Annotated in this window: 7 protein-coding genes and 1 pseudogene; 6 read left to right on the forward strand and 2 right to left on the reverse strand. The window is 59.7% G+C overall.

What is annotated here, in order from left to right:
- Positions 1–23: 23 nt before the first annotated feature.
- Positions 24–762 (forward strand): annotated as a pseudogene (locus tag HHL14_RS31755) (GGDEF domain-containing protein); the annotation flags it as partial.
- 383 nt (positions 763–1,145) lie between these two features.
- Here HHL14_RS31755 and HHL14_RS31760 read toward each other — a convergent pair.
- Positions 1,146–2,225, reverse strand: coding sequence for a porin (locus HHL14_RS31760; RefSeq protein WP_169501562.1), 1,080 nt, complete (start codon positions 2,223–2,225; stop codon positions 1,146–1,148).
- Positions 2,226–2,542: 317 nt separating this feature from the next.
- Between HHL14_RS31760 and HHL14_RS31765 the strand changes: the two genes are divergently transcribed.
- The 4 genes from HHL14_RS31765 (at position 2,543) to ltaE (ending at position 7,914) form a co-directional block, all read left to right on the forward strand.
- Positions 2,543–3,496 (forward strand): LysR family transcriptional regulator, encoded by a 954-nt coding sequence (locus HHL14_RS31765; RefSeq protein ID WP_169501563.1) that lies wholly within the window; start codon positions 2,543–2,545, stop codon positions 3,494–3,496.
- A gap of 456 nt (positions 3,497–3,952) precedes the next feature.
- Positions 3,953–5,269: an MFS transporter gene (locus tag HHL14_RS31770; protein ID WP_169501564.1), complete on the forward strand. Its 1,317-nt coding sequence runs from the start codon at positions 3,953–3,955 to the stop codon at positions 5,267–5,269.
- 402 nt (positions 5,270–5,671) lie between these two features.
- Positions 5,672–6,874 (forward strand): M20 aminoacylase family protein, encoded by a 1,203-nt coding sequence (locus tag HHL14_RS31775; RefSeq protein WP_169501565.1) that lies wholly within the window; start codon positions 5,672–5,674, stop codon positions 6,872–6,874.
- A complete protein-coding gene (gene ltaE, locus HHL14_RS31780; protein WP_169501566.1) occupies positions 6,871–7,914 on the forward strand; it encodes a low-specificity L-threonine aldolase in 1,044 nt (347 codons plus the stop codon). Before HHL14_RS31775 ends, ltaE begins: the two co-directional genes overlap by 4 nt.
- Positions 7,915–8,270: 356 nt before the next feature.
- Here ltaE and mdeB read toward each other — a convergent pair whose 3' ends face one another.
- Positions 8,271–10,997, reverse strand: a complete 2,727-nt coding sequence (mdeB, locus tag HHL14_RS31785) for an alpha-ketoglutarate dehydrogenase (protein ID WP_169501567.1) — start codon at positions 10,995–10,997, stop codon at positions 8,271–8,273.
- A 152-nt stretch (positions 10,998–11,149) separates the two neighbouring features.
- On the opposite strand from mdeB, the gene HHL14_RS31790 reads away from it, so the two are divergent.
- Positions 11,150–11,677, forward strand: a complete 528-nt coding sequence (locus tag HHL14_RS31790; protein WP_169501568.1) for an Lrp/AsnC family transcriptional regulator — start codon at positions 11,150–11,152, stop codon at positions 11,675–11,677.
- The last annotated feature ends 194 nt before the right edge of the window (positions 11,678–11,871 follow it).

An 11,871-nucleotide genomic window follows, 5' to 3' on the forward strand; every position in this document is an offset into this window, starting at 1 on the left:
TACGACTCTGTCGGGGTCTTGCTGCTTCAATTGACGGGATTCGCAGACTCTCCGTTTGCAAGCACTTACCTGGACTTCCGATCATCGTCGACGTGGCGCCTGCAGAAAGCGACATTTACGCTGAGTGGCAACGCCGGGCCACGCGACTCGGGATCGCGATGGCAGTGTTCGGCGCGATCCTTGGGGGCGGCTCGCTGCTCGCTGTCGCGAGAACTCACGAGGCGACCGCTGGCGGAATCGAAACTACAGCGTCTGGCGCGTACCGACGCCCTCACGGGGCTGAGCAACCGGGGAACCTTTGACGAAACGTTGCTGAAGGAATGGCAACAGGCCAACCGCACGGGCCATCCGCTCTCGTTGCTGTTCGTCGACATCGATCAGTTCAAGGCGTAGAACCACTATTATGGTCATCAGGCGGGCGATGAGGTGCTACGGGCCGTTGTTCAATGCGTCGCCCTGTGCGTTCGCCGACCGCCCAACCGCGCGGCCCGGTATGGTGGGGAAGAGTTCACAGTGACCCTTCCCGATACCGACGCGACTGGTGCCACGAACATTGCCGAAACCATCCGGCACGCTGTTTTTGATCTCGACATTGAACACGCCCAGAGTCCGTACGGCCGTGTGACTGCGAGCATCGGCGTAGTCATGTCCCACGGGCGCGGGATTGACGATAGCGCTGTGCTGGTGAAGATGGCTGACTCGGCCCTGTATGAAGCAAAATCGACTGGCCGTAACCGGGTGTGCGAAGCATCGTGTATGTGAGGCAGGTGTCTCCCGTGTCGAAAACGACACGTACCCGGGGGTTGGGAAGCGGGCTGCAATAGCGGGCCACATTAAAGCTGTCACAGCCTGTACGTTGACGATTCGGGCCGACGAACCGAAGCAGCGACAATGTTGACTGCAGTGGCAAGTAAACTCAAAACTGAGAAAGACTTCTTCACGCGGCACCGAATACGATCATGGTAGTTGTCAGCGCAACGTCTCACTCTGTATCGGAAGCCGCCAACACTGCCAGAACCATTGCCGTAACACCGACGAGCCGCCGATGATTCGTCAATGTCGAACTGGCTGGTCGAAGGGAAATGTCAGGACGTGTGTCGCGTTTCGCGACACACGTCGGCGAGAGAGATCACGCCGACGCCAGCCTAGAACACATGTTTGATACCGGCGTGAGATACAAACTGACTGTTTGTTGACGACGGTGCAGTCAGGAATACGGACGCCTTCGTTCCCGGTCCGGTAGCGCGTTGCGCAGCAACGTCAAAATACAGGTCAGTCCGTTTTGACAGAAAATAATGAAATCCCGTGTTTATCGTGTACCAGCGCGCCTGCTGAAACCGGTCCGCCGACAGTTGCCCGGCGAGAAGCACGTCTGGCCGCACCCGGTATGTCGTTCCGAGGCGCAGAATCTGGTCGGTTGCAGTAGTTGCGCCGAGTTTGAGTTCCGTGTTCGAGTAAGTGACGGACGGTGTCCATGCACCGAGTTCGTAGAGTGCACCAACCGCCACGATGCGTTGCTTGTCGACAGTAAGCGTCGTACTGCTTTGAACGGGCACACCGAGCACGGTCGGGACGCCCAGGCTTCCGGCCCGTATCGGTGCACCGTTGATGTCGGTGTACACGACAATGGCAGAGAACGGGCCATGGGTATATTTCGCGTTCGCGCTGATCGCGCGTCCGGCGTTGGTTGTCAGTGCGCCGGCGCCCTGCCCGAATGCATACATGGTTCCAAACGTAAAACCCTTAAAATCGGCGCTGCGGAACTGTGCCGAGTTGTTCAGCCGCTCACCGGAGGCACGATCGAGGTCCGCGTTTTCAACGCTGTATATCCCGCAGGTAAAGCAGGACATGTAGGGGTCGAGCAGGATGGTGAAGTCATATTGCCGGCCCAGCGTGATCTGCCCGACGCTGTTTTGGGCCAGACCGACGTAGGCCTGCTTGCCAAACATCAGGCCTCCCTGCCCGAGCGCACCGGTCGTGCTCGAGAAACCATTCTCGATCTTGAAGAGCGCCGTCATGCCGTCGCCCAGATCTTCCACGCCCGTAAAGCCAAGCGAATTGTCCTTGCTGATGCCGCTCTGGAACATCACGGATGAATGTCCGCCCAGGTTGTTCACATAGGTAAGACCGTTGTCGATGCTTCCATAGAGCGTCACCGACGACTGAGCAAAGATGCTGGTAACAACGCCCTGCAACAACATACCTACCGCGAGATGACGCTTCATGGACAGTCTCCTTATGGTTATCCGTATGAACAACAGGTCAAGCACTCCGTTACTTCTCCCTATCCGTTCATCGTGAACTGAGAGTTTTTATTTAATATTCCTAATTTAATTTTTTCTGGGTGAGTACTTTCCAAGGTACTTTAATTGCCGTTTCTAAAACGGCAATCGCTATCCTTGACAGGTGCGGACAGGCAAGTGACCATTGCTTCGCTCACGTTTGACCTGGATCATAGGCAGTCAGAATACGCGAGGGAAGCTGCAGTTGTGTTATCTTGACAACCAGTGGTTTTCACCTCTCAAATCAGCTCATTCCTCTCATGAAACTCCATCAGCTACAGGCTCTCGTCGCGGTCGCTGATACCGGCAGCATTCGTGCAGCGGCCCGTTTGACCGGGCTGTCACAGACAGCAGTGAGCAAGGCGTTGCGCGAACTGGAAAGCGAGCAGCAGCTGTCGCTGCTTCAGCGTAGTGCAGGTGGCGTCGGATTTACCGAGACTGGACACAAGGTGCTGGGACATGCACGACTGGTGCTGGGTCAGCTCGAGCGAGCAAATGCCGAATTGAGTGAACTTCGTGGGGAGGTCGCCGGCAGGCTGGCCATCAGTGTCGCACCTTGGATTGTCCCGGCCTTTCTGGCCGACACGGTCCAGCGTTTTCGCCAGCGCATGCCGGGCGTGCAGCTGGAAATCTTCGAAAGCCTGACCGGCGTTGCGCTCCCCCGTCTACGCGACGGCGTCATCGATTTGATGGTGGGCTCATTTACAGCCGCGATGTCGGTTCAGGAATTCGACAGCGAACCGCTGATGACCTATCAGTCGTGTGTCGTCGCACGGCGTGGCCATCCCAGTGCAGACAGGACGTCGCTGCATCAGCTTCTGGAAGACGATTGGGTGGTGAACTACACACCCGCGAGCTACCCCGCCATGATGCGCAATCTCTTCTGGCAGCACGGTGTGACGATCGAATCGCATCGGCTGCACTGTGCGCATTCAAGCTCGCTGATGTTCGAACTGGTGCAGCATGCCGACATGCTCGGTTACTGTTCGCAGCCGTTGCTGGTTCTCGAGCCCAACTGGGACGGCATACAGGCGCTCAATCTCACCGAACGCTTCGAGGCGAACCACCTCGACGTCATCACCCGCCGCACCGCGATGCGCAACCCCACTGCCAAGTGTTTTGTGGACTGCCTGCGCAGTGTGATCAAGCAGCGCTCCCGTTCGGCCGCCAAAAGGGACCGGGCCCTCTTCGATCTGCTGACCCTCGCCTTCTAGACCAGGCACCGCTCACACCATTTCTGCAGACATCGGGGCGTGCCCGTTCGCGCGAGAGAACGGCCCGGAAGGACCAGCGTGTCCTGCGATATGGCAATGCCATGGCGGTGTCCAACGAAGATCGGAAGTCTTCCGATGAAAACCAGCGGTTGTCGAGACAACGGGATTGCGGCTTCTCGCACTGAATCTGTCCGCCTATGCTTCTTTCCATGGTGAGCACGGAAGGCGCATCCGCGCCGGATCGCGCAGGTGGCCGCGAGACCAGGTAACCGTTCGGCACCCCTTGCCGCGCCTTGGGGACGTTCCGATCGAAAGATTTGCAGGCACATTCCGGTGCGGCCTGCCTGGCAACCGGAAACGTCAGTCGGGCAAGCCGGCACGCCACACACCCAAGCCAACAATAGAAGTGAAGTCGGGCCACTATCAGGCTCAGTCAATTCATCACAGGAGACAGGAATGAGCACGAAACCGGCGTCGTCACCGGCCATGCTAAAAAAAGTTGTATTCGCTTCAGTGCTGGGCAATGCGTTTGAGTGGTTTGATTTCGTCATCTATGGGATGTTCGCGGCGACGATTGCGAAGCTCTATTTTCCCGCGGGTGATCCGCTCGCCTCATTGTCGCTGACTCTGGCAACCTTTGGCGTGGGATTCGCGGTTCGGCCACTCGGCGGTGTCCTGCTCGGCATGTATGGCGACCGCATGGGTCGTAAGCGGGCGCTGTCCGTCACCATTATCCTGATGGCCGTCGGCACGGGCATGATCGGCCTGCTGCCGACTTACGCTGCGATCGGTCTTGCCGCACCCATCCTGATCATGGTTGCACGCATGATCCAGGGGCTTTCCGCAGGTGGAGAATTCAGCGGCGCGACCACGATGTTGATCGAGTTCGCACCCTCCGACCGCCGCGGCTTCTTCGGTAGCTTCCAGATGTGCTCGCAAGCCCTGTCGATTTCCTGTGGTGCGGCAGTCGCATGGCTGCTGACGTCACAATTGAATACGGTCCAGTTCGAGTCATGGGGATGGCGTTTGCCGTTCCTGTTCGGTGTTCTCGTCGGTCCTGTAGGATGGCTGATCCGCTCGAAAATCGACGAGTCGCCCGAGTTTCTCGCGCTTGCCCGGGCAAACAGTCGCGGCGCGCGGAGGATCGCCAGAACCACGCTGAGTGAACTCTTCTCACATCATTCGCGCGCGATGCTTGCCGCCATCGGCATTTGCGTTGTCGGCACCGTGTCCTCGTATGTCTTTAATTTTTTCGTTCCGATTTTCGCGCGACAACAACTCGGCATCCCGGCGACCGAGGCGAATCTGAGTACGTTTCTCAGCACCGCCATCGTCGTGGCGCTCTGCCCGTTCACCGGCCACCTGTCCGACAGGTATGGACGCAAATCTGTGCTGCTGCCGGGGATCGTGTGTTATGGCGTCACTGCGTGGCTGCTCTTTCATCATTTCGTTGCTGCGCCTTCGTTCATTTCCCTGCTGACGATGCAGGCCGGCGTCTCGTTCTTTATGAGCTTCATATGGGGACCGGCTCCCGTTGCCTTGACAGAAATCTTCCCAGTGGAAGTCAGGTCGACTGGAGCCGCACTGGCATACAACTTCTCCGCGATGATTTTCGGTGGCCTGGCGCCGTTCACCAACACGTGGCTTGTGAAGGTGACGGGAAGCAATCTCGCTCCGATCTATTACGTCGAGTTCAGCGTGCTGCTTGGAATCGTGGGCACCTGTCTGTTTCCGGGTGCGGCACGTCTCAACGCGACTGCTCGTGCTGTTTGAAATCGAGCGATCAGGTAATCGGCAGGCACGCTTCTGTAGCAAGTTGAGCATCTCAAACGCTCAACCGACAATGATCAACAGCGCTGATGGATTGTCGTGCAAGTTGTGAATCGAACACTCCGGTGAGGTCTTCGCCATATATCAGCTATCAATATGCTCCGCCGGTGGGAGTGCCTCGACAGGCTGGACGGCATATCTGCCATACCCACACACTGGATGGTGCGCACAGTTGAATGCCCGAATAGCATCTGTTTTACAGAACATATTATTTAGCAATAGAAATTATATTTTCTCTTCGACTTAAAATCACAATAGGGCTCTGCTTATGAAACGCGTCACTACGTTGAACAGACTGCTGCGGACGACTTCCGACTCCAGGCTATGCAAGCAAGGAGCCGCGCAATGAATGGCCTGCTTGCAATCGCGAACCGGCACATCGACGAGATCGCCGCGATTCGACGCGACATCCACGCGAACCCGGAACTCGGCTTCGAAGAACGCCGAACGTCGGGCATCATTGCTTCAAAACTGCAGGAATGGGGTATCGACGTGACGCAGGGCATCGCCCAGACCGGCGTGGTGGGAACCATCAGGGGAAAACGCCCTGGCTCCCGCTCGATTGGCCTGCGTGCCGACATGGATGCACTGGCCATGTGCGAATTCAATTCGTTTGCGCACACATCGACGATCCCGGGCCGAATGCACGCATGCGGACACGATGGGCATACCGCCATGCTCCTCGGCGCGGCGCAGGCGCTTGCCGAACATCCCGACTTCGCGGGAACCGTCCACGTGATCTTTCAGCCGGCCGAAGAGGGACGCGGTGGAGCGCTCGCCATGATGGGCGACGCGTTGTTCGAGCGTTTCCCATGCGACCGCATATTTGGCATGCATTCCTACCCCGTGCTGCCGCTCGGCAAGTTCGGCATCAGAAAAGAAGCCATGATGGCCGCCTCGGGGCGCTTCCAGGTGGAGTTCACCGGCTCGGGAGGGCATGGCGGCGCAAGCCCGCATACGTCGGTCGATCTCAGCGTGGTCGCCGCGCATTTCCTGCTTGCACTGCAGACCATTGTCGGCCGGAACGTGCCTCCGCTGGAGACCGCGATCATCAGTGTGGGGCACATCGGCGCGGGCGATCCGAATGCACTGAATGTCATCCCCGCCAAACTGCAGATTTCGGGAACCATGCGCGCCTTCACAGCTGAAGTGCAGGAACTGATCGAGACACGGATCACCGCGCATGCCAAAGCGTTTGCGCAAAGCGAAGGTGCGAGCGCCGACGTCAAATGCTGGTGGCTCTCGGAGCCGCTCATCAACGATTCTGATGCAACGGATAGCGCACTCGCGGCAGCCATCGACGTGGCAGGCGTCGACGCTGTAATCGGCAACCATCCTCGCGTCACGGCCGGCGAGGATTTCGCGAGCATGATGCGCATGCGCCCCGGCGCCTATGTGTTGATCGGGAACGGTCGCCATGAAGGTGACGGCGGCGGCAACGTTCACACGCCGCGCTACGATTTCAACGACCAGGCACTGCCCTTGGGGATTGCGTACTGGCTGTCGATTGTGAACAAGGAACTCGACGGCAGGATGGGAGCCGCATGAACGCCATCGTGGATCTCAGGAGCGACACGGTTACGCGGCCCACCGCGGCCATGTACGAAGCGATGATACGAGCGCCGGTTGGCGACGACACGTACGGAGAAGATCCGACGGTCAATGCGCTTCAGGAACGCATCGCCGGCATGCTCGGTTTCGAAGCCGCCCTTTTCGTTCCTACCGGTACCCAGAGCAACCTGTGCGCGCTGCTGGCGCACTGCGGGCGAGGCGACGAATACCTTGTCGGCCAGATGGCTCACTGCTATCGCTGGGAAGGTGGAGGTGCAGCCGTGCTCGGTAGCATCCAGCCGCAGCCGATCGAACATGCCGCAGACGGGACGCTCGCGCTTTCGCGCATCGTGGAGGAAATCAAACCTCGCAATGAACACTTTGCGACAACCCGCCTGCTGGCACTCGAGAACACGCTGGGTGGTCGCGTAATACCGGAGTACTACCTCAAGGCGGCGACCGAACTTGCGGCTCAGCATGGCCTGTCTAGCCATCTCGACGGCGCAAGACTATTCAACGCCGCGGTGGCTCAGGCTGCCTTCAGTGGGTTGCGGCCGGAGATCGAAGCACGCAACATCGCAAGCTATTTCGATTCGGTATCGGTGTGCTTCAGCAAGGGACTCGGTGCGCCTGCCGGCAGCGCCCTGTGCGGGAGTGCCGACTTCATCGCACGGGCGCGACGCATTCGCAAGGTCGCTGGCGGCGCGATGCGGCAAGCCGGCGTTCTGGCGGCAGCGGCTCATTACGGCCTCGATCATCACATCGAGCGACTCGCGGATGACCACCGGCTCGCAAAGCGTCTGTTCAAAGGACTCTCCGGACTGGCGAACGCGAGCGTCGAGGCGCCCGATACCAACATGGTGTTTCTGGAGCTTCGTGGACGCGCAAGCAAGCATGTCGACAAACTGGTACGACATCTCGCGCAACACGGGATTGTCACGACCAGTCACTATCGGCTGCGCCTCGTGACGCACATGGATGTCGGCGAAGACGACATCACGCGCGCTGTCGGGTTGATACGCGAGTTTCTTGAGTAAGGCAATCTGCACGGATCAAAGCTGCAGCCGTGGAAACAGACGGACCGCGAAGAAAAGGGCGAGCAATCGTGAGGACAAGCATTAACCTCGCTGGGCTTCCGTGCAGACCTTCCCGGAACAGCTTCGCGCGGAGGGTTTTGGCAATCACCTCATGGACGCCGACATTCCCGGGTATCGCGGCATGTCGGCATCCACTTTTTTCAATCATGGCCGAAAGCGACGCCTGTTCATCGCCCCGTCATCATGTTTGATTCCCGCCCCTATCGATGCACACTCGCAGCGCCAGCGGCGTTGATCTCCCTTGTACGACACATCGGCCAACGCGGGTGATCAAGGCCCGGTTAGAGAAAACGAACTTACCGCTCCCACGAAGCCGCACCGCCAGCTATGTCCTTGCCGTACCGTTGACGTGCCTCACCTGCAAGAGCCAACTCGACCTCACCTTCGTCCGCAAGCGCCTTCAATGCAGCGATCACGATCGACGCGCGGTCCACCTCGAAGAATTCACGCAACGCCTGACGGGTATCGCTTCGCCCAAAACCATCCGTACCGAGCGTCACGTAGCGACGTGGCACATAGGCCCGAACCAGTTCCGGCACCGCACGCACATAGTCCGTCGCGGCAACCACAGGCCCCGCCGAAGCATCGAGCACCGCGGTGAGATAAGGCACCCGTGACGCTTCGCCGAAACGCGCTGCACGTTCGGTTGCCATACCGTCCCGCTGCAACTCGGTGAAGCTCGTCACGCTCCACACCGCTGCCGTAATACCCCAGTCGTCCTTAAGCATCCGCTGTGCAGCAATCACCTCACCAAGGATCGCACCGGAGCCGAGCAACTGAACGCGGGGTGCTTCCTCCGATTCGACCGGCAACCGATGAATACCCTTGAGAATGCCCTCGCGCAATGCCTGCGGATTGCCTTGCGGCGCCGACGGCTGCGCGTAGTTCTCGTTCATCACGGTCACGTAGTAGAACACGTCGTGCTGATGCTCGACCATCTCGCGCATGCCTTCGTCGACAATCGCCGCGACCTCATACGCAAAGGCCGGGTCATAGGCGCGGCAATTGGGAATCGTCGAAGCCGCCAGGTGGCTCGTGCCATCCTGATGCTGCAGGCCTTCGCCACCGAGCGTCGTCTTGCCCGACGTCGCGCCGATCAGAAAGCCTCGCGCCCGCTGATCGGCCGCTGCCCAGATCAGATCGCCGATACGCTGGAAACCGAACATCGAGTAGTAGATATAGAACGGCAGCAACGGCAGGTCGTGCACGCTGTACGAGGTTGCCGCAGCCACCCACGACGACACGGCGCCCGCTTCCGAAATACCCTCTTCGAGAATCTGCCCTTTGGTGTCCTCGCGGTAATAGAGCATAGAACCGAGGTCCTCGGGTTCATACAGCTGCCCGAGCGGCGAATAGATGCCGACCTGACGGAACATGTTGGCCATGCCGAAGGTGCGCGCCTCGTCGGCGACGATCGGCACCACGCGCGGACCGATCTCGCCATCCTTCAGCAGCGCGGTCAGCATGCGCACCAGCGCCATCGTCGTGGACATCTCGCGGTCGCCCGCTTCCAGCGCGAATTGCCCCCAGGTTTGCATCGAAGGGACGGTCAGCCCCTTCGATGCGACTTTCCGCCTTCTGGGCAGATAGCCCCCGAGTGCCGCCCGGCGTGCATGCAGGTACTGCATTTCCGGGCTGTCTGCTGCTGGCTTATAAAAACGAAGTTGCTCGACGTCGTCATCGGAGAGCGGCAGGCGGAAGCGGTCGCGAAACGCCTTCAGGTCGTCGAAGTCGAGCTTTTTCTGCTGGTGCGTGGTCATCCGGCCCTGCCCCGCCGTGCCCATGCCGAAGCCTTTCATCGTCTTCGCGAGAATGACCGTCGGCTGGCCGCGATGCGCAAGTGCCTTCGCGTACGCAGCGTGAAGCTTGCGCACGTCGTGGCCGCCGCGGCGCAGGCGGTCGATGTCGTCGTCGGAGAGTTGCGCGGCGAGCGCCGCAAGCTCGGGATTCTGGCCGAAGAAACGTTCGCGGTTATAGGCGCCGTCATTGGCCGAGAAGGTCTGAAACTGACCGTCGACCGTATGCGCGAACGCGCGCACCAACTCCCCCGCACGATCGCGCTCGAACAGCGCGTCCCAGTCGGAGCCCCAGATCACCTTGATCACGTTCCAGCCGGCACCGGCGAAGTGCGCTTCGAGTTCGTCGATAATGCGGCCATTGCTGCGCACGGGGCCGTCGAGCCGCTGCAGATTGCAGTTGATCACGAACACGAGGTTGTCGAGCCCTTCGCGCGCGGCCAGCGAAAGCGCCCCGGTCGATTCCGGTTCGTCCATCTCGCCGTCGCCGAAAAAACCCCACACCTTGCGGCCTTCGGTATGCTTGAGTCCACGGTTCTGCAGATAGCGCATGAAGCGCGCCTGGTAGATCGAATTGATCGGGCCGATGCCCATCGAGCCAGTCGGAAACTGCCAGAAATCCGGCATCAGCCACGGATGCGGATACGAGCACAAGCCCGGGCCGCCGATCTCGCGGCGGTAGTGCTGCAGGTTCTCCTCGCTCAGGAACCCTTCGAGATAAGCCCGCGCATACACGCCCGGCGACGAGTGCGGCTGGAAATACACGAGGTCGCCCCCCGTCCCCTCGGCCGCCCCCGGTGCCCCCGCCCGAAAGAAATGATTGAAGCCCACTTCGAACAGATCCGCCGCCGATGCGTAGCTCGCGATATGACCGCCGAGCTCGCCATACGCCTTGTTCGCGCGCACCACCATTGCCAGCGCATTCCAGCGCAACGCGGCGGCGAGCCGCTCTTCGAGTTCGAGATTGCCGGGGTAACGCGGCTGCTGGTCGAGCGGAATCGTATTGACGTAAGGCGTGATGCGCGCGCGGGACGACTCCATCCCCACCGACAACACATGCGCCGCGAGCCGGTCGAACAGATACTGCGCGCGGTCCTTGCCGACCTGCGCGATGACGCCGTCGAGGGCATCGATCCATTCACGCGTTTCTTCGGGATCCGAATCATTCTGTTCGATGACTCGTCCCAATGATCGCATCTGTTCGCCACCGCTATATAAGTTCGTCATGGTTCAACGCCAGGAGGAAGAGGTTCAACTGGTGAGAGGTTCGATACATGTTAGCCATCCATGCACAAAATAAGCCTCTCATTTGCTTGCGATCCGACGATGCGGTAGTGTATTTATTCCGGAAATCCGCTTCTCCACGGAATATTTCATCCATGACTACGCCCCCCCGCCGACTCGACCGCATCGACATCGGCATCCTCAGCCAGTTGCAGCAGAACGCCCGCATCACGAATTCGGAACTGGCGCGCTCGGTCAACCTGTCGCCGACGCCGTGCTTCAACCGCGTCCGCGCACTCGAGAAGCTGGGTCTGTTCAAGCAGCAGGTCACGTTGCTGAACCCGGAACCGCTGGGCCTGCGGATCAACGTGTTCATTCAGATCAGTCTGGAAAAGCAGATCGAAAACGCGCTGCAACGCTTCGAGCAGGCGATCTCGGAGCGTCCGGAGGTGATGGAGTGCTATCTGATGACGGGCGACGCGGACTACCTGCTGCGCGTCGTCATGCCGGACATGCATACGCTGGAGCGCTTTATCCTCGATCATCTGACCAAGATTCCGGGCATCTCGAACATCCGTTCGAGCTTTGCGCTCAAGCAGGTCCGCTACAAGACGGCGCTGCCGTTGCCCGCCTCGGGACTGACGCTGGTCGATCCTGACGACGTCGCGACGGACTGGCGCTAGGTGGGCATACGGCCCACATGCCGGTACCGTATTCCAGGCCGTCTACTCATGCCCGGTACAATCGGAACAGAAGTGGGCGCGCAAATTCGGACGGTCGGATAAGTGGAACGCTCGGGGCCTGAGCCGGCGATAATGCCGACAAAGGAACCAGGAAGATGACGAAGAGAACCCGACGGACGCACTCAGCCGCGTTC

This window comes from Paraburkholderia antibiotica (genome assembly GCF_012927125.1).
In the GTDB taxonomy this organism is placed as follows: Bacteria; Pseudomonadota; Gammaproteobacteria; order Burkholderiales; family Burkholderiaceae; genus Paraburkholderia; species Paraburkholderia antibiotica.

Bases quoted from the DNA above. Each gene is read 5' to 3' on its own strand.
- HHL14_RS31765 (WP_169501563.1), top strand. From the start codon at position 2,543: ATGAAACTCCATCAGCTACAGGCTCTCGTCGCGGTCGCTGATACCGGC.
- HHL14_RS31775 (WP_169501565.1), top strand. From the start codon at position 5,672: ATGAATGGCCTGCTTGCAATCGCGAACCGGCACATCGACGAGATCGCC.
- ltaE (WP_169501566.1), top strand. From the start codon at position 6,871: ATGAACGCCATCGTGGATCTCAGGAGCGACACGGTTACGCGGCCCACC.
- HHL14_RS31790 (WP_169501568.1), top strand. From the start codon at position 11,150: ATGACTACGCCCCCCCGCCGACTCGACCGCATCGACATCGGCATCCTC.
- mdeB (WP_169501567.1), bottom strand. From the start codon at position 10,997: ATGACGAACTTATATAGCGGTGGCGAACAGATGCGATCATTGGGACGA.
- HHL14_RS31770 (WP_169501564.1), top strand. From the start codon at position 3,953: ATGAGCACGAAACCGGCGTCGTCACCGGCCATGCTAAAAAAAGTTGTA.
- HHL14_RS31760 (WP_169501562.1), bottom strand. From the start codon at position 2,225: ATGAAGCGTCATCTCGCGGTAGGTATGTTGTTGCAGGGCGTTGTTACC.